This is a genomic window from Lipingzhangella rawalii (assembly GCF_031628175.1).
GTDB lineage: Bacteria > Actinomycetota > Actinomycetes > Streptosporangiales > Streptosporangiaceae > Lipingzhangella_A > Lipingzhangella_A rawalii.
The window spans coordinates 203925-221965 of record NZ_JAVLVT010000004.1 but is presented as its reverse complement, the minus strand read 5'-3'; the positions used below and the strand labels follow the sequence as shown (position 1 = coordinate 221965).

Genomic DNA, 18041 nt, shown 5'->3' with positions numbered 1-18041 from the left:
GGCCGTTCACGTCCCCCATTGGCTTTTCCTGGCGCTCATGGTGTGGGGGCCGGCCCCGAGAGGCTATAGCCGCCTTCCGGCCACCCATGAGTCCGGGATGGTGGGCCGGGGCCTGCCCCTCCCGCAGGTCCCGGCCCGGGTGTGGTGGGGGTCAGCTGGTTGCGAGTTCGGCGGTGATGGTGCGGCCGTTGCTGTTGCCGGTGGTCCACCAGCGGGTGGCGTACAGGGCCACCATGGCCAGGCCGCGGCCGGATTCGGTGAGGGGGTCGGGGAGGTCGTCTGGGGTGGTGATGTGGGGGTGGTGGGGGCCGCCGGCGTCCTCGACCGAGATCACGAGGCGGTCCTGCGTCAAATCAACGCGTACGGTGTAGCTGCCGAACGGTCCGGCGCTGCGGGTGTGGGTGGCGGCGTTGGTGGCCAGCTCGCTGAGGACGAGCGCGGCATCGTCGCCCACCGACCGGGTTACGCCCTGCTTGGCCAGGGTGCGCCCCAGCCAGGCGCGAGCCTGGGGCACGCTGTCCCGGGTGCCGGCGAAGCATCGGGCCACGGTGGCGGGGTAGTCCACGGTGCTCATTCCCACCGCACCCCCATCCCTGCCAGCAGCGGAACCGCAGGCGCGGGAGCGCTTGGCACGGGTGCCCGGTCAGGCAAGGCCCGTAGCCCGTCCAGCACCCGCGCCAGCAGCGCCGCCGTTGGCCGCGCGACCAGCCCGGGAGGGAACGTTGCCCACACGGCCGCGGACACAGGCCCCGGCGGCGGGGACGGCTGGTGCACCGGAAGGTAGGGCCGCACCCGAGCAGCGCGGCGGCGACGGCTAGGCTGAACCATCGTCATCGACTCCAATCCAGTCGGTGGCCATGCCCTGGGCCGTAGGAGCGGCTCCAGGGCTTTTGCGTTCATCCTGCCGTGGTGAAACCACGAGATTCTACGTTTGGAAACTTCCGCACGAGTGTGAGCAGTGCTGTGGAAATCTGAAAGAATCAGTTGCTCAGTTGGTTCATGCGTGGTTGGTTTTTCCCATGAGCGACAATCGAGCTAAACGCCGTTTCGGGAGCGAGCTTGCCCGGATGCGCAAGCGTCAGGGCGTGACCCAGGAGTCGCTTGCGCGGATCCTCGGAGTAAGCGGGTCTCACGTGTCCAACCTGGAGCGTGGACACCGGGAACCCACTTTGGCGTTCCTCCCGAGTCTGGACACCGCGCTTGCGACAGGCGACTTATTCCAGCGACTTTGGGATGAACTAACCGGAAACGGACGCCCAGCCTGGCTCGCTGAGATCGCCACTGCCATCAAGCGTGCGGATGCGGTCTACGAGTTCTCCACGATGGCGTTTCCTAGCTATCTACAGAAGGAGGCGTATGCCTACGCGCTGGTCCGGTACGCTGCTCCGTGGCTGACTCCGGATGAAGTGAACACAAGGGTCGCTGAGCGCGTTGAACGCGCAGACCACATGGAACGGGCGCTTCGACCTAAATTGTGGCTAGTCATCGACGAACCACTCCTTAAGCGGCGCTACGGTGGCGTCGGTGCAGTACGCGAGCAATTGGCCCATATCGCTCGGTTAGCTGAGGAGGAGCGTATAACTCTGCAGGTCATCCCCACCGAAACTGAGAAGCATCCCGGTAACTCTGGGCCCTTTCGGGTGCTGGTCACGCGCAACAGTCCGGACGTGATGTACGCGGAGAGTGCCCGGGCAGGGCACACCATCACCGACCCCACGGAGGTTGCCAACCACCGCATGCTGTTCGCTGACCTTCAAGGGGTGGCAACGAGCCCCAGTGCTGCCCTACAGACGCTCTACGAAGAGATACAAAGGATAGACAATGCGTGACATCTGGTACAAGTCATCCCACAGCGGTGGGAACAACGACTGTGTGGAGTGCCGCACCACTGAGGGTCGAGTTGAGGTACGGGATTCGCGGTACCCAGATCTCGGCCACTTCTCCTTCCCTCCATCAGAGTGGCGCGCCCTGCTTGGTTCGGTGCGGCGCGGGGAAGTATGACCGTAACGGCGGGTGTGTCCCGCCGTGCGGGCATCCCCCGATCCGGGCCCTGGAGGCCACCCATGAACTGGCGCAAGTCCAGCTACAGCGGAAATGTTAACCAGAACTGTGTGGAGATCGTAGAAGCGGCGTGCGGGGTGAACATTCGCGATTCCCAGCATCCCTACCAGGGCCACCTCTCCTTCCCGGTGACCGAGTGGCGTGCCCTGGTCACTGAGGTGAAGACCGGCCGGTGGTAGGACCTCCATCATCGGGCTGAACGCCTTCCACATCCCCTGGTGTGTAGGGCCTGGCTCGTCTCGGTGTGCTGTGCGACACTGGCGGCGACCGGCCGCAGGGCCCGCTGTAAGCCGGATGTGGCGTCACACCGGAGGTTCCACCATGTCCCGCCCGTGGGAAGCCGACACGTCCGCGGAGTTTCGACGGCGCCTGGGTAAGTCGGCGCTGGAACTGGGCGACACCAAAGGCGATCCGACCTGTCCGGATATCTGGGAGATGAGGAACGGGGATATCGCCGTTGTGGGACGGGATGTGACAGAGGCGTACCAGGGACGCTTGCCCAGCGACGTGAGTATCAGCCACGACGAACGGCTGGTGATCATTCCGCGGGATATGCTGCTCTCTGCCAAGCCGGACATTCCGAATGCTTAACTGCGTATCCACGTCCTCGGGGAAGCTCCTGGCGTGGGCAGACTACCTGGCGGACTTTCGTCGGGAGTTCGAGCGGGGCGGGGACGTGTTCGCGAAGTTCGAGCGTCGCCAGACCTTTCGTGAGCCCGGGGACGCCAGTTGGGAAGCCTTTGCTGCCGGGGACTGGCAGACGGCTCTGGAGCGCAACGAAGAGGACCGCCCCGAGGCCGAGGCGATGGTCGCGAGATATACGCACTATGGCTACCAGCCCCAGCGCATCCGGGTCGTCGAGTTCCCCATCAGTCCGTACCTGCAGTGGGAGATGCAGTTCTTCCGACTGCTGGCCGAAGCGGGGCAGGACCTGCGGGTCGTGCGGGCCGAACAGGTGGCCGATCTCGAACAGGTGGCCCCGCTGCCTGAGGTGGTGTTGCTTGGGGATCGGGTGTTGTATGAGGTCAACTACGACGCCACCGGCACCGTCACGGGCGGGCGCCGGATAGAGGATCCCGAGGTGATTGCGGGCTGTCGCACCCAGTTGGCCGAGCTGTTCGAGCAGGGGGAGCCGCTGCCCACGTTCTTCGAGAAGCATGTTGCCCCACTGCCTCCGCCGGCGGTATGAGGAGGCGTCTGGCACACGACCACGGCTGGAGTTACTTTCCGGTTCTCGTGGTACTGCTGACTGTGCTTGTTGTTGCAGTGGTGGGTGTTTCACCGTTCGGGCTGTCGTGGTTTACCGAGCTGCCGCAGGACTGGCAAGAACTGAGTTTGGTGGGCCAGACCTACGGTGCGGCCTCGGCGGTGCTTGCCGGGCTTGCCTTGCTGGGCATTGTCGCAACGCTCGTCCTTCAGGTTCGCGAGATGCGCAACACGCGCGAAGTTGCCCTGCGGCAGTCCAACAGTGAGCTGCTACGCATGGCCATGGATCACCCGGAGTACCTGGAGTGCTGGGGAACGAACTTTCCCGCCGATGCGGGCCGAGCGGATCGGCAACGCATGTACACCAACCTGATCGTCTCCCAGTGGGAGATGGCCTACGAGTCCGGCGCAATGGGTGATGCGATGCTGCGCGCCGTGGCCCGCAAAGTGCTGGCTGGACCGATCGGCTGGGAGTACTGGCGCGACGTGCGCGACATCCGGCTGGACACCGCGGAAACCCGTCGCGCCAAACGGTTTCATCGCCTCCTGGACAAGGAGTTCCACCAGCTCCCTGATCCCCGGGAGCACCCAGCCCAGCGCCGGGACGCGCCAGTCGCACCGAAACGAACTGGACGCTGGATACTGACCGGGGGTGCCCTTGGGGCCGGGTTGGCCGTTGCCGTCGTGGGTTGGCGATTCCGCCGGAAACTATTGGGGATTTAGCTGCCCACAGCAACCGTCGGCACAGTGCGGGTTTCACTTGTCTCACGGACGAGCTGTCTACTCTACAGCGGGGCCGGGCATCCCATAGGCTCGGAAGTCCCGCTGCCCCGACACCCCCGACGGTCATTGCGCAGGAGCCCATGTCCCGTACCCAGCGCCCGCTGCTTCGTGATGTCATCCAGATCCCGGAGCGGCTCACCGACAGTGACTTCGTGCTGGAGCTGGCCGGTGGCGTCACCGATATCCAGACGACGCTGGACAGCTACGTCATCACCAACGAACTACTGGACAACTTCGACTCCGCGCTCGGCCTGATCAAAGCCTCCCTCACCGGGCAACGTTCCAAGGCCGCCTACCTGCATGGTTCCTTCGGCTCCGGGAAGTCGCACTTCATGGCCGTGCTGCACGCGCTGTTGCGGGGTGAGCGCGCCGCACGGGAACGCGATGAGTTCGCCCCGCTGCTCGCCAAGCACGACTGGCTGCACGAGCGCAGCTTCCTGCTGGTGCCCTACCAGATGCTGGACGCCAAGTCCCTGGAACAGCGCATCTTCGGCCACTACATCGAGTACGTGCGACGCCGCCACCCCGACACCATCATGCCCGCCGTGCACCGCACCGACGCGCTGCTGCAGCAGGCCCGGCATCTGCGCGAGCAGATCGGCGACGCACAGTTCCTGGACCGGCTCCCCGGCGGTGCGGACGATGAGTGGGGTGAGGCGTCCTGGACCACCGAGGCCGTGGACGCCGCCATGGCCGCCGACTACGACGCCCCCGAGCGACGGGAACTCGTCACCGCGTTGCTGGACTCCTGGTTCCCGGGCTTCTACAGCAACGCCCTGGAAGACGCCGAAGCGTTCGTCTCCCTGGACGCCGGGCTCAAGCAGATCAGCCGGCACGCCAGTGAGCTGGGCTACGACGGCCTGGTGCTGTTCCTCGACGAGCTCGTGCTGTGGCTGATCAACAACGCCGCGGACACCAAGTTCGTCAACCGCGAGGTCAACAAGATCACCAACCTGGTGGAGTCCGCCGACCCCGACCGCCCCGCCCCCGTCGTCAGCTTCATCGCCCGCCAGCGTGACCTGCGCGAGGTGCTCGGCGAGCAGGTATCGGGTTCCACCGAACTCAGCATGCTCGATGCGCTCGACCTCGCCAGCGGACGCCTGGACACCATCACCCTGGAAGATCGCAACCTGCCCGAGGTCGCCCGGCAGCGGGTGCTGCGCCGCACCGAACCCACCGCCGACGCCGAGTCGGCCATCGAGGGCGCCTTCGAGCAGACCACGAAGCTGCGCCGGCAGGTCATGGACACCCTGCTGGGTTCCACCGGCAGCACCGGGGCCGACCTTGAGTCCTTCCGCAAGACCTACCCGTTCAGCCCGGCGTTCCTGGACACACTCGTGGACCTGTCCGAGGCTCTACAGCGGTCGCGCACCGCGCTGAAGCTCATGAGCCGGCTGCTGGTGCAGCGCCGGGAGGAACTCCGGCTCGGCGAGCTGATCCCGCTCGGCGACCTGTACGACGTGCTGGCCGAAGGCGGCGACGAACCGTTCAGCCAGACCCTCAAGGCCGAGTTCACCGCCGCGCAGCGCCTCTACGACACCAGGCTGCGGCCGTTCCTCCTCGCCGAGCACGGCCTCACCGAGGCCGAGGTCGCCGCTGTCCGTCGCGGTGATGCCAGCGACGCTGCGACACGCGCCGTACGCACCTTCACCGGGGACGACCGGCTCATCAAGACCCTGCTGCTCAGCGCGCTCGCACCGCGCGTGCCCGCGTTGCAGCACCTCACCGCCGGACGACTGGCCGCACTCAACCACGGCAGCGTCACCTCCCCGATCCCCGGGGACGAGGTCCGCCAGGTCGCCGCCAAAGTGGAGACCTGGGCGGGACGCTTCACCGAGATCACCTACACCAAGGCCGACGACCCCCGCGTCGGGCTGGAGCTCGTCGGGGTGGACGTGGACTCGGTGCTGGACAACGCCCGCGCCCGCGCCGACAGCCCCGGTGCCCGCAAGAACCTGGTGCGCCGACTCCTGTACGGCGAACTGGGAATCACCGGAACCGACACCGTCGACGGTGACCGCTTCACCCTTGCGTGGCGGGGCAGCAGCCGCTCCATCGAGGTTGTCTTCGACAACATCCGCGACGAGCAGGACGTGCCCTCCGACCGGCTGCGCCCTTCCCAGGAGGGGACCTGGCGCCTGGTGCTGGACTATCCCTTCGACGAGGGCACCCACACCCCCGGCGACGACCGCAACCGGCTGGACCGCCTCACCAGCGGCGGTTTCGCCGACCGCGCCGTGTGCTGGATCCCCACCCACCTCACCCAGGAACGGCGCACCGACCTCGGTACCCTGGCCGTGATCGAGTTCGTGCTGGACGGGCAGCGGTTCGAGGAGTACGCCGCCCACCTCAACCCCACCGAGCGCCACCGCGCCAAGGAAACCCTCACCCGGCAGGGCAACACCCTGCGCGAGAAGATCACCCAAACCCTCAAACAGGCATACGGCCTGGTCAGCAAGCAGCCCGGCGACGTCGTCACCGGCTACGACGACCACCTGTACTCACTCGGTGGCGGCCTCACCAACCCGAGCCTGCCCATGGGCGCCCCCTTCGGGGAGGCGATGCGGCGCCTCACCGAACAGATGCTCACCGCCCAGTACCCCGCCCATCCCGACTTCGACCCCGACCGCGAGGGCAGCCGCGCCGTCGTCAGACCCGCGGACACCACCACCATCCTCGACTACGTACGCCGCGCCGCCGAACACCCGGACCGGCGCACCGAGGTCGACAAGAAGCACCGGCCGCTGATGAAACGCGTCGCCAACCCGTTGCGGCTCGGGGAGATGCATGAGGTCAACTTCGTGCTCGGCAGCCACTGGACCCAGCATGTCCAGCAGCGTGCCGCCCGCCAGGGCACAGACGAGGACCTGAAGGTTGCGGAGCTGCGGAGGTGGATCGACGAGCCCGAGCCGCACGGCCTGGAAGAGCACCTCGCCAACCTGGTGGTTGCGACGGTTGCCGTGGACACCGACCGCGCGTTCGTGTACCGCGGCCGGATCGAGGACGACGTTCCCGAACCGCGCCGCATCAGCGGGGACATGCTGCTGCGCACCCAGATATTGCCCGATCAGGACACCTGGGACACCGCCCGTCGACGCGCGCAGGACATCCTCGGGCACAATCCGGTCGAGGTGCTGCGGGCCGGACCGGTGCGGCTGTTCGCCCGCAACCTTAGTGAAGACTCCCGCACCTACCGCCAGGCTGCCCACCGACTGGTACAGCTGCTGGAGCGGTACGCTCCCGTGCTGCGGCTGGACCCCACAGCACCCCAGGGCCGGCTGCACACCGCACGCGTGGCCGCGGAACTCCTGGAGGCCATGTCCTCCAGCCACAACCATCTGGACGTGGTGCGTTCCCTGGCCGAAGCCGACCTCGGCACCGCGGATTCCCAGCGGGTCGGCCGCAGCATCAAGAGCGCCGAGAAGGTCGCCGCCGCCCTCGCCGGCGCGCGGTGGGACACCTTCGAGGTCATATCCGGCCTCGGCGCGCCCCACGACTCAGCCGCGGAACAGATCCTGTCCCGGCTCGCCGAGGCCGCCTCGGCTGAGGAGCTCACCGAGCCGCTCGCTCCCGCGTTGGACCGAGCCGCACAGCAGGCCCACGATCTGGTGCGTCGTGCCACGGCCGAACGCGCCTCTGCTGCCCCGGCATCTTCGGCCACCCCCGAGGCTGCGGAGACCACAGCGGCCACACCGCCGACCTCCGCGGCACCTCCACCCGAACGTGGCGGTGCGGAATCAAGGCGGGTGCGCGCCGAACAGCTGCCCGAACTAGCCCAGCGTCTGGCTGACGAGAACCCCGGAGCCACGCTGGACGTCACCTGGTGGGTGGTGGAGGACTGATGACCAGCCCCACCCAGGCTCGGGTGCCGGCCGTGACCACTGCTGCCCTGCACCAGGAGGTGACCCGGCTCCTGGAGCGCTACCGGGAACATCCCGAACGCGTCCTCCTGCTCCGCGCCCACGCCTCGGAAGGGGCCCTCGGGCAGCACACGCTCGCTGGGCAGCCCGTCCACCTTGCGGAGATCGTCTCCGCCCTGCACGCCGTAGACCACGTCACCGCCCAACTCACCGAGGGCTGGGACGGCGTTCTCGTTCTCCTCACCACCGCCTCCGAGAACGAGCTGGGCGACGGCCTGCTCTCCCGCGCGGCCGGTCATCGCATACACCCGGTCGAACCCTGGCGGCTGATCCGCGAAAGCTTCGGGGTGCACCGCGTCGACCCGCGGCTCACCGCACTGGGCTGGGTGGCCGACGCCCTCCTGGACGCGATGCCCCCCGAAGGGTGGCCACGTCAGTCCGGCCCCATCCTTAGCCGGGACGCCGCACTGCGCGCCCTGGCCACGCGCCGCCTGGGTCTGGCGAAGCTGCACATCTCTGCTCGGGACCTGGATGCCTCCTCCCTGCTGCGGTGGAGTCTCGACCACGAGCTGGTACACGGTTTCACCAGCCTCAGCACGAGCGAACGCGCAGGGCTCGAAGAGTGGCTCGGGGAGGTGGCCGGCCCCGTGGCCATCGTCCTGTCCGCCCTCCTGGACTCGGGCGGCGCCGTGGACACCGTTGCGCTGGGTGTGCTGTGCGCCTCCCTGTGGTCCATGCAGGAGCCCGGCGCCGAACGCGCGCAGGGCGCCGTACTGCACCACATCTCCCCGGAGTCCGCGCGGCGCGAGCGGCTCACCGATACCTGCATGCGCGAGTTCGCCCAGGCCGCCGAACAGCTCGTGCGCACCATGCTGGCCAGCACGAACGACGACGAGGCCCGTCGGGCCCGCCAGCTCCTGGACCGCGCCGAACAGCTCGCCGGACACTTCGGAGCCCAGCCGGCGGCCCGCTCCAGTGCACTGCTGCGCTCCGGGCTGGACGCGCGGATCCAGGAGCTGGGCACGGCCCTCGACACGGCGGTGGATGACCCCACAGACTGCGCCCGTCTCACCGCGGCAGTCGACGCGCTGCGCAGTCACGCCCACATCACGACACAGCCGGAGCTGCTGCGCCGCGCGGAGATGGCCCAACGGCTGGTGCAGTGGCTCGCGGTCGACACGGATCCCACCAGTCAGGTGCGCGGCGTCGGCAGCGGCATTGCCTCCCACATCGCCTACTGGGGCTGGGTGGACCGCGCTGTCGAGGCGATCTGGGCAGGGGAGGAGCGCCTCCCCGAACTGCAGCAGCCCTACCAGCGCCTCTACGAGCAGGTACGAACCCGCCGCCGCGCCGTGGACGCCGCCTTCGCCCAGCAGCTCGGCGCTGCCGGTACTGGCTCTGACGAGCTGCTCACCGTGGAGAACGTGCTGCCGCGCATCGTGGCTCCCGCCGTCACCGGTCATCCCCAGCGCTCCCGGAATGTGCTGGTCATTCTCGTGGACGGCATGAGTGCCGCCGTCGCCGCGGCGCTGGGCGAAGAAGTGCGCCAGGACGGCTGGGAGGAGTTCGATCCCTGTGCCGGTACGGCCGCCGGAGAGTCTCCGCGGCGTCGCGCCGTCGCCGCGGCGCTGCCCACCATCACCCGTGTCTCCCGCACGAGCCTGTTCGCCGCCCAGCTCACCAGCGGGACCCAGTCCACCGAGGCAACCGCCTTCGCCCAACACGGCTTCTGGAAGTCCAAGAAAGCCGCGCTGTTCCACAAGAACGCCGTGGTCGGGCGGCCCGGACAGGCCCTCGGCGCGGATCTGGAAGAAACCCTGAGATCCGAAACCCCAGTCGTGGGCGTGGTGCTCAACACCGTGGACGACAGCCTGGACAAGGGCCGCGCCACTACCCCCTGGCGGGTGGACGACGTCGCCCAGCTACGCCAGCTGCTCAACTACGCGCGCTCCCAGGAACGCGCCGTGATCCTCACCAGCGACCATGGCCACATTCCCGAGCACGGCGGGCAGCTGTACCGCGTGGACGGGGCCGAAGGTGCGCGTTATCGCACCGCGTCCTCCCCGCCCGGCGAAGGCGAGGTGGAACTGGCCGGCAGCCGGGTGGTCCACGAGGACGGCCGCGTGGTCGCGCTGTGGGACCCTGACCTGCGTTACACCGCGGCCAAGGCCGGATACCACGGCGGCGCGGCGCTGGCCGAAGTCGCGGTGCCGCTCCTGGCGCTTGTGCCCTTCGGGGTTGACGCCCCAGCCGGCTGGCGTGCCCTGGACGACCAGAGCCCCAGCTGGTGGTCCCTGCAGGCCAGGCGATCCGCACGGCCCACGCCGCAGCCGGAGCCCAAACCACGGCGTCTCTACCGCAGCGAGCCGCACCCACAGCAGGCCGCGCTCGAACTGGACGAGCTGTCCTCCCCGAAACCCCCCGCGTCGCTCGCCGAACAGCTACTCGACACCGACCTGTTCGCCGAGCGGCTGCGCGGCACCCCTCGCCGGGTATCCGTGGACAAGGTCCGCGCCGCCGTCACCGCGCTCGTCGACGCGGGTGGGGTGCTGTCCCTCCCGCGGCTCGCCGAACACGTCGGCGACCGCCAGGTGCGCGCCGCGGGCTTCGCAGCGCTGCTCGCCCAGGTGCTCAACGTCGACAACTACCCTGTGCTGGAGGTCATTGACGGCGGGCGCAACGTGCGCCTCGACGTGGAACTGCTGCGGACCCAGTTCGGACTGAAGGGGTGACATGGGCACAGCGGTGAGTGCCGCCCGCAGGCGGGAGGTGATCGACGCGCTGCGTGCCGGGGCGGTTCCCCAGGCAGGACTGGACCTGCTGGCAACCGGCCTGGACAGGTTCGCTGACTCCGTCGACACCGAACTGGGCACCGCCTCCGCGGGAGGCGCGGTATTCAAGGCCGTGCGTGGTGACTACGGTGCCGGAAAGACCTTCTTCACCCGCTGGCTCGCCGAACGCGCCAAAGCACGCGGCATGGCTGCCGCCGAGGTCCAGATCTCGGAGACCGAGACGCCACTGCACAAGCTGGAGACGGTCTATCGACGCCTCACCGAGCGGCTTACCACTCCTGGCTTTCCGCCCAGTGCCCTGCGCTCGGTGGTGGACGGTTGGTTCTACGTTCTGGAAGAGGATGCCCTGGCCAGCGGCATTGATGAGAACGACCTGGAGAAAGAGGTCGGGGAGCTGCTGACCCGGCGATTGGCGGAGGTGAGCCGGAGCGCCCCGGGCTTCGCCACCGCACTGCGTGGATATCGCGCGGCGTTGGCAAGCGCCGACCCAGCCACCGCGGAGAGCATTCTCGCCTGGTTGGGCGGCCAGCCGCACGTCGCAGCCGCGGCTCGACGCGCTGCCGGGGTCCGCGGCGAGCTGGACCACTTTGGGGCCTTCGGGTTCCTCCAGGGGCTGCTCACCGTGCTGCGCGACTCCGGACATCCCGGGCTGGTGCTCGTTCTCGACGAGGTCGAGACCTTGCAGCGGGTTCGCTCCGACGCCCGGGACAAGGCCCTCAACGCGCTACGCCAGCTCATCGACGAGGTGCATGCAGGACGCTTCCCCGGGCTGTATCTGGTCATCACCGGAACGCCGGCCTTCTACGACGGTCCACAGGGTGTGCAGCGACTCTCTCCGCTGGCCCAGCGACTGGCCACGGACTTCACCACCGACCCGCGGTTCGACAACCCGCGTGCAATACAGCTGCGGCTGCCCGCCTTCACCACTGAGCGGCTCACCGAGCTGGGTACCACGGTCCGGGACGTCTACGTCGACGACGAGTCCGCACACCGCGTCGCCGCCGTCGTGGACGACGCCTACATCGCCGAGCTGGCCGAGGCCGTTGCCGGGGAACTGGGCGGCAAGGTGGGTGTGGCGCCGCGGCTGTACCTGCGCAAGCTGGTGGACGTCCTCGACCGGGTGTACGAGTTTCCGGACTTCGACCCACGCCGCCACTACACGCTGACGGTGCGCAGCACGGAACTCACCGACACCGAACGCAACGCCGCCGCCGGCAGCGCCGACGATGTCGCCCTCGACCTGTGACACCGCAGTGAGCGTGGACGCCCCGCAGGAGCTGCACCCCAGCCTGGTGCATCACATCGTCAACACCCTGGAGTGGCCGTCCCTGCGCCCCCTGCAGCGTGACGCCGTGGCGCCGCTACTGGCGGGCGAGGACGCGGTCCTACTGGCCCCCACCGCCGGCGGCAAGACCGAGGCCGCGGTGTTTCCACTGCTGACCGCGATGGAGCGTGACCGGTGGGAGGGCCTGAGTGTCCTGTACCTGTGCCCGCTCAAGGCGCTGTTGAACAACGTGCTGCCGCGGCTCCAGACCTACACCTCCTGGCTGGGTCGCAGCGCGGCCGTGTGGCACGGGGACGTCACCGAGAGTGCCCGCCGCAGGGTGCGCACCACCCCTCCGGACGTGTTGCTGACCACTCCGGAGTCCCTGGAGGGCATGCTCGTCAGCACCAACACCGACCACCACCGGCTCTTCGCCGGGCTACGAGCCGTCGTGGTCGACGAGGTGCACTCATTCGCCGCGGACGACCGCGGCTGGCACCTGCTGGCCGTCCTGGAGCGCCTGCACCGCCTCGCCGGAGCCCCCCTCCAGCGCGTGGGGCTGTCTGCCACCGTCGGCAATCCCGCGGAGCTGCTGACCTGGCTCCAAGGGTCCGGGCGGGACGCCCGCCCAGGCCGGGTCGTCGCCCCTGACATCGCCCTACCGCGCCCCGTCCCGAACCATGACGAGCCCCCGCCCGGAGACATCGAGCTGGACTACGTGGGCTCAACCCAGAACGCCGCGACCGTCATCGCTGCGCTCCACCGGGGCGAGAAGCGCCTGGTCTTCTGCGACTCCCGCACCGTGGTGGAGGAACTGGGCGCGGCGCTGCGCGCCAAGGGGGTCACCACGTTTCTCTCCCACGCCTCGCTGCCGCTCGACGACCGCCGCCGTGCGGAGGCCGCGTTCGCTGAGGCGCGCGACTGCGTCATCGTCGCCACCAGCACCCTGGAACTGGGGATCGACGTGGGTGACCTGGACCGCGTCATCCAGATCGACGCCCCCGCCAGCGTGGCTTCGTTCCTCCAGCGCCTGGGACGTACCGGCCGACGTGGCGACACCGTGCGCAACTGCCTGTTCCTCACCCGCAGCCACGGGGCGCTGCTCAGTGCCGCGGGGCTGATGCACCTATGGGGACAGCACTTTGTGGAACCCGTACAGCCGCCGCCCGAGCCCCGCCACATCGCCGCCCAGCAGCTACTGGCGCTGAGCCTCCAGGAGAACACGGTCGGAAGGGCGCTGTGGCCCGAGGCGTGGAACGGGCTGGCGCCCTTCGACACCTCCGCCCAGCCGATTCTGCGCCATCTGGAGGATGAGGGCTTCCTCGAACGGGACGGCGAGATGCTGTTCCTCGGCCCGGCTGCCGAGCGGCGCTACGGGCGCCGCAACTTCATGGACCTGACCGCCGTATTCACCGCCCCACCCCAGTTCACCGCCCTGTGGGGACGCACGGAAGTGGGCCGCACGGACCCGCTGCTGCTCATTGAGCAGGTGCAGGGGCCACGAGTGCTGCTACTCGGGGGACGCAGCTGGGAGGTCACCTGGATCGACTGGAGCAGACGCCGCTGCCAGGTGCAGCCCACGGACCTACCGGGAAAGGCCCACTGGCACACCTACAGCCTCGGCGGAGCGTCGTTCGCACTCACCCGGGCCACCCGGGAGATCCTGCTCGGGGCCGAGCCGCCGGTCCGCCTGACCCAACGTGCCACCAGCCATCTGGCCAAGGCCCGGGAAGAGTATGCGACGACCGTGCACTCCGGTGCCAGCGTCATCGCCCGCACTGGCACGGACGTGGTGTGGTGGACCTGGGGTGGCTTCGCAGCCAATGCCACCCTCGCGGCCAGCCTGAGCGCACTCGCTGACGAACGGCAACGCTTCACCGACACCCACCTGCGGCTGCGGGCCGATCTCACTCCCGACATGTGGCGGGCGGGAACTGCCGACGCGGGGGAACGTCTGTGCCTGCCGCAGGTCGACGAACGGGCCGTGTCCGGCCTGAAGTTCAGTGACGCGCTTCCCGTTCGGTTGGCTGAGGCGACGCTGGCGCAACGGCTCGCCAATCTGGACGGTGCGCAGCTCCTACTTCGGGAACCACAGGTGTTCAACATCGAAGCCGGGTAGGTGGGCCTCAGAGCCGTCCGGGAACGAGGTCCGACAGGTACTCCTGGGTCTCTGGGTCGACCGCGTAGATGACGACGCCATGCATGCCACGTGTGAGCAGCACCTTGTAGGCGTTCCGGATGACCTCGTGGACCGTTTCCTGGGGGACCTTCTTCTTGATCTTCCCATCCTTGCTGGCTGTTCGGTCGATATGTAGTGTGCCGTTGCGGTACGTGAGATCCGGACCGATGATCACGCCGATCCAGTCGAACTCCAGCCCCTGGACGGTGTAGACGCAGCCGATCTGGTCGATGCCCCCGGGCTCGACCGCCCACCGAGTACTCGGCGGGATCCTGCCGATGAAGCCAGTGTGTTTGGAGTTCCAGGGCCTGGCCCAGGACCCGATGGTGACATCGTTCGGCAGGGGCGGGGTCTGTGTGGGCGTGGGCTTATTCCACTCCCAGCAGAAGCCGGCGCAGATCCGGGCGGTGTAGCCCTCGTGGTGCTTGTTCTGGATGAACATCTCCAGCTCATCCGGGGTGTCCGCGAGCAGAACCTGGTATCCATCGGCTCCGTCCCACTGCATAGGGGGATCGTTTCCGTCCAGCTGCAGGAATCGGCGTACCCACTCGTCATAGTGGTCGCTGCCACCACACCGGAACTGGGTGTCCAGATGGAGCTCGCGCATGGCGCGCCCGCGAGACTGTGCGTACTCCCGGATCATGTCGATGGTGCCGACCTCGTCCGGACGTACGACCTGGTGGTCGTCCAGCAGGAACACTGGTACCCGGGCGGTGTCCACGAGCTCCTGGATCTGGCTGCGTTGTGTCCATAGCTCCTTCCTGGTTCGGAAGTCATTGGAATGCGGCCGTAAACGATGTGCCTCATCGCACAGCAACGCGTCCAGCGAGTTGCGATCCCGGTCGCGATAGTCCCGGAAGTACGTGATCTGGTCCCCCAGTCCGGCCTTCTTCGCGCCGATCGCTCGTTCCAGAATGTCACGGAAGGCCTTGGCGCCGACCGAGTACTCGCTCGCATACCCTTGCCGGTCCAGCTCTCTCAGCAGCTCAAGTGCCACCGCGGTCTTGCCCGTACCCGGGCCACCCTTGATGATCACGACCTGCTTATCGTCAGAGCGATGTGCCTGCCGGACCATATGCAGCACCGTGTGATAGGCCAGATACTGCTCGTCCAGTAACACGAACTGGCTACGCCGGCGTAGCTGCTCGGCGCGGATTGACAGCAGCTTTCGTGCTGGCTGCACCCGCAGACTGCGCAAACGATCGGCACTTGCGCCCCCACCAGCCGGGGCGAGTCGCCCACGCAGGAATTTCTCCAATTCGCGGCGCTCCTGCCCGCTGAACAATGTCGCGAATGGTTCGTTCTGGTGTGCCCGCAGCGGCTGGATCGCCTGCTCGTTAGCGTTGTGCAGAAAGGCAACCCCGGCCAGTGTGCGCTCTGGGTCACGCAAACCTGGCAGGTTGTGCACCAGCGATTTGCAATACTGCCGGACCTGCAGTGCGGGATGGAGATGCCCCTCAGATCCGAGCCTGGGCACGCGAAAGTGCTGTTCGTCGCCGGGGCCGGGTGCGACCTCGCTCCATTGCTTCAGCTCCACCAGCACGTAGCTGTCGTCCCCTGTGGCCGGATGGCTCCCTGCCAGCACGACGTCGATGCGTTTTGAGCTCCCCGGCACGGGATACTCGATCAGAACCTCAACCTGCTCAAGTCCAGCGTCCATCAGGACCTCTGCCAGCTTGGGTAGGCTGTTCCGCCAGGAACGCACCTCTCCAGGACTGGGGGAGCGTCTCACCTCGTAGATGTAACGTTCCTTCAGCAGCTCAGCTAGCCGGTCCTCCAGAGGGGAGTACTCGGCCAGCCTTCCTGCCGACACCTGGTAGACAACCCCCACAGACGTCCCCACGGCACGAAGAAGTTCGTGCGGGTGGGGGCATGTCCGCGTGGATGCGGAAGCCCGTCGGGCCGCGATCCGGTCGGGAGCAACGCTAGCGGATGCCAGTAGTGCCAGGGAGCCCGGGCCTTCTGCCTCGCATCGAAGCTCTGGACGTCGTCCGGGTCCTCCAGCCCTACCGGTGCCCGCGTACCAGCCGCCTCAGGAACTCCTGGGTCTCCGGGTCCGTGGAGTACAGCATCGTGCCGTGCATGCCGCGGGTCAGCAGCACCTTGTAGATGTTGCGCACCAGGGCATCCGCCTGTTCCTCGGTCTCGGCCTTGCGCATGGCCGGATCGTGGTTCGCGCGCCGGTCCACCACGAGCCGCCCGTCGCGGTAGAGAAGATCGGGACCGAGGATCACTCCGGAGTAGTCGTACTCGAAGCCCTGGGCGGTGTAGACACAACCCACCTGGTCGAACCCGCCCTCTTCGGTCGCCCACAGGTGAGTCGGGGGAGCGTCACCGGCTTTGCGGTCGCTCTTGTTGTTCCACGGATGATGCCAGTCCCCGATCTGAACATCGGGTACCAACGACATGTCCGACTGGACATCGCTCCAGGGCCAGCAGAATCCGGCGGTCATCCGGGAGTTGAGCCCGTGCTCGTCGATGATGGTCCGGAGACGACCCTCCAGATCCCACGGCGAGTCCGCAACCTGTACCTGGAAGCCGGTCTCCTCGTCGCCCTCCCACGGAATCGGCCCGTCACCCTCGAGCCCCAGCAGGTGCCGTACCCACTCCTCGTACCGGCGACTGCCCCCGCACCGGAACTGCCCGTCCAGGGACACCTGCTGCACCTCGAACCCGCGCGTCTCGGCGGCGGCGCGGATCTCTGCCACGGTGCCGATCTCGCCGGGCCGCACCACCTGGTACTCGTCGAGGAGGAACACCGGAACCCGAGCGGCGGACAGTAGCTCGTCCACCTGCGGCCGGCCGGTGCGCTTCTCCCGCGGAGTGAATCGGCTCTCGGAGGTCTCCCGGATGCGGTGGGCCTCGTCGCAGACCAGGACGTCCAGGTCGTTGGGGGTGGCCTGGATGAAGTCGTTGAAGAAGCCAAACAGCTTCTGTACCCGTTTCGACCCGGCCCCCGCCACCTTGCGCATGGTCTTGGTGAAGGCCCGCGACCCGGTCGCGTGCAGCGCCCGCGCGCCGCGACGGTACAGCTCGCCCAGCACCGACAGGGCAATGACGCTCTTGCCGCTGCCCGGACCACCGGTGACGACCACAACAGTCTTCTGGTCGGAGCGCTGAGCCCGTTCGACCGCGTGCAGCACGAGCCGGTAGGCGACATGCTGTTCGTCCAGCAACACGAACTGGGCACGCTCCCGGATCGCGTCCCGGGCCACCTTGATCAGGTTCGGGCTTGGAGCGATCTGGCTGGCCGCCAGGCGGTCCGCCGCGGCCCGGCCGTTGCCGGGTGCGAGACGGCTCGTCAGGAAGTCGAGGAACGCGCCCCGCCGGGACCGGGTGAACAGCTGTCCGTAGTCGTCTCCGGGCAGGTCGTACAGCTCGTGCACGTCGCTGTCCTCGGCGTTGTGCAGGTAGGCCACACCCCGCAGCATGCGGCCAGGGTCGTCCAGGGCCAGGGTGAAGTCCGCGATGAACTCGCAGTAGTCCCGAACCTGGGTGACCGGATGTAGCCGCGGTGGCCCGGGCGCGTCCACCGTGACCAGCTCCGGATCCGCCTCGAAGGGCTTGGCGTGACTCCACGCCTTGAGCTCCACCACGACGTAGGAGTCCTCCCCGGTCTGGGGATGCTTCCCGGCGAGAACGACATCGGCCCGCTTGCTTCCCGGCTGGAGCAGGTACTCCACCAGCACCTCGACCTCGCCCAGACCCGCATCCTGCAAGTCCCGGGCCAGGACTGGGAGGCTTCCGCTCCAGGACTCGACCTCCGACGCGCTGGGCGCATGGCCGATGGCGTGGCGGTACTGCTTGGCCAGCATCTCACCCAGGCGCGGATCTCCCGGTGCGTAGTTGGCAAGACTCGCCGCGGAACAGCGGTGGAGTGGCACAGACGTCCCCAC

13 protein-coding genes are annotated in these 18041 nt (G+C 68.0%); 10 read left to right on the top strand and 3 right to left on the bottom strand.

Features of this window, described 5'->3' with window-relative positions; genetic code table 11:
• Nucleotides 1-151 precede the first annotated feature (151 nt).
• Nucleotides 152-574 carry an ATP-binding protein gene (locus tag RIF23_RS10635; protein ID WP_310912310.1) on the bottom strand — a complete coding sequence of 141 codons (423 nt, stop codon included), beginning with the start codon at nt 572-574 and terminating at the stop codon, nt 152-154.
• Between the two features lie 445 nt (nt 575-1019).
• Here RIF23_RS10635 and RIF23_RS10630 point away from each other — a divergent pair, with 445 nt between their 5' ends.
• The 10 genes from RIF23_RS10630 to RIF23_RS10585 all read left to right on the top strand — a co-directional run bounded on the left by RIF23_RS10630 (nt 1020) and on the right by RIF23_RS10585 (nt 14085).
• Nucleotides 1020-1829, top strand: a complete 810-nt coding sequence (locus RIF23_RS10630) for a helix-turn-helix domain-containing protein (protein WP_310912309.1) — start codon at nt 1020-1022, stop codon at nt 1827-1829.
• Nucleotides 1822-2001 (top strand): DUF397 domain-containing protein, encoded by a 180-nt coding sequence (locus tag RIF23_RS10625; protein ID WP_310912308.1) that lies wholly within the window; start codon nt 1822-1824, stop codon nt 1999-2001. The genes RIF23_RS10630 and RIF23_RS10625 overlap by 8 nt, the downstream gene beginning before the upstream one ends.
• A gap of 62 nt (nt 2002-2063) precedes the next feature.
• The gene (locus RIF23_RS10620) at nt 2064-2240 is read left to right on the top strand and encodes a DUF397 domain-containing protein (RefSeq protein ID WP_310912307.1); all 177 of its coding nucleotides are present in this window, start codon (nt 2064-2066) and stop codon (nt 2238-2240) included.
• Nucleotides 2241-2382: 142 nt separating this feature from the next.
• Nucleotides 2383-2652 carry a hypothetical protein gene (locus RIF23_RS10615; protein ID WP_310912306.1) on the top strand — a complete coding sequence of 90 codons (270 nt, stop codon included), beginning with the start codon at nt 2383-2385 and terminating at the stop codon, nt 2650-2652.
• The gene (locus RIF23_RS10610; protein WP_310912305.1) at nt 2645-3250 is read left to right on the top strand and encodes a DUF6879 family protein; all 606 of its coding nucleotides are present in this window, start codon (nt 2645-2647) and stop codon (nt 3248-3250) included. Before RIF23_RS10615 ends, RIF23_RS10610 begins: the two co-directional genes overlap by 8 nt.
• A complete protein-coding gene (locus RIF23_RS10605) occupies nt 3247-3990 on the top strand; it encodes a DUF6082 family protein (protein ID WP_310912304.1) in 744 nt (247 codons plus the stop codon). Before RIF23_RS10610 ends, RIF23_RS10605 begins: the two co-directional genes overlap by 4 nt.
• A gap of 140 nt (nt 3991-4130) precedes the next feature.
• Nucleotides 4131-7892: a hypothetical protein gene (locus tag RIF23_RS10600; protein ID WP_310912303.1), complete on the top strand. Its 3762-nt coding sequence runs from the start codon at nt 4131-4133 to the stop codon at nt 7890-7892.
• Nucleotides 7892-10642: a BREX-2 system phosphatase PglZ gene (gene pglZ, locus RIF23_RS10595; protein ID WP_310912302.1), complete on the top strand. Its 2751-nt coding sequence runs from the start codon at nt 7892-7894 to the stop codon at nt 10640-10642. Before RIF23_RS10600 ends, pglZ begins: the two co-directional genes overlap by 1 nt.
• 1 nt (nt 10643) lies before the next feature.
• The gene (gene brxD, locus RIF23_RS10590) at nt 10644-11948 is read left to right on the top strand and encodes a BREX system ATP-binding protein BrxD (RefSeq protein WP_310912301.1); all 1305 of its coding nucleotides are present in this window, start codon (nt 10644-10646) and stop codon (nt 11946-11948) included.
• Nucleotides 11929-14085 (top strand): DEAD/DEAH box helicase, encoded by a 2157-nt coding sequence (locus RIF23_RS10585; RefSeq protein ID WP_310912300.1) that lies wholly within the window; start codon nt 11929-11931, stop codon nt 14083-14085. The genes brxD and RIF23_RS10585 overlap by 20 nt, the downstream gene beginning before the upstream one ends.
• 7 nt (nt 14086-14092) lie before the next feature.
• Here the strand turns inward: RIF23_RS10585 and RIF23_RS10580 are convergent, their stop codons facing one another.
• Both RIF23_RS10580 and RIF23_RS10575 read right to left on the bottom strand, forming a co-directional pair.
• A complete protein-coding gene (locus RIF23_RS10580; protein ID WP_310912299.1) occupies nt 14093-15958 on the bottom strand; it encodes a DUF2075 domain-containing protein in 1866 nt (621 codons plus the stop codon).
• Between the two features lie 193 nt (nt 15959-16151).
• Entirely contained in the window at nt 16152-18029 is a 1878-nt protein-coding gene (locus RIF23_RS10575) for a DUF2075 domain-containing protein (RefSeq protein WP_310912298.1), read from the bottom strand.
• Between the last annotated feature and the right edge of the window lie 12 nt (nt 18030-18041).

Excerpts from the sequence above, each read along its gene's own strand:
- RIF23_RS10605 (WP_310912304.1), top strand. The coding sequence starts at position 3,247 with ATGAGGAGGCGTCTGGCACACGACCACGGCTGGAGTTACTTTCCGGTT.
- RIF23_RS10600 (WP_310912303.1), top strand. The coding sequence starts at position 4,131 with ATGTCCCGTACCCAGCGCCCGCTGCTTCGTGATGTCATCCAGATCCCG.
- RIF23_RS10610 (WP_310912305.1), top strand. The coding sequence starts at position 2,645 with ATGCTTAACTGCGTATCCACGTCCTCGGGGAAGCTCCTGGCGTGGGCA.
- RIF23_RS10625 (WP_310912308.1), top strand. The coding sequence starts at position 1,822 with ATGCGTGACATCTGGTACAAGTCATCCCACAGCGGTGGGAACAACGAC.
- RIF23_RS10615 (WP_310912306.1), top strand. The coding sequence starts at position 2,383 with ATGTCCCGCCCGTGGGAAGCCGACACGTCCGCGGAGTTTCGACGGCGC.
- RIF23_RS10630 (WP_310912309.1), top strand. The coding sequence starts at position 1,020 with ATGAGCGACAATCGAGCTAAACGCCGTTTCGGGAGCGAGCTTGCCCGG.
- pglZ (WP_310912302.1), top strand. The coding sequence starts at position 7,892 with ATGACCAGCCCCACCCAGGCTCGGGTGCCGGCCGTGACCACTGCTGCC.
- RIF23_RS10635 (WP_310912310.1), bottom strand. The coding sequence starts at position 574 with ATGAGCACCGTGGACTACCCCGCCACCGTGGCCCGATGCTTCGCCGGC.
- RIF23_RS10620 (WP_310912307.1), top strand. The coding sequence starts at position 2,064 with ATGAACTGGCGCAAGTCCAGCTACAGCGGAAATGTTAACCAGAACTGT.
- brxD (WP_310912301.1), top strand. The coding sequence starts at position 10,644 with ATGGGCACAGCGGTGAGTGCCGCCCGCAGGCGGGAGGTGATCGACGCG.
- RIF23_RS10585 (WP_310912300.1), top strand. The coding sequence starts at position 11,929 with ATGTCGCCCTCGACCTGTGACACCGCAGTGAGCGTGGACGCCCCGCAG.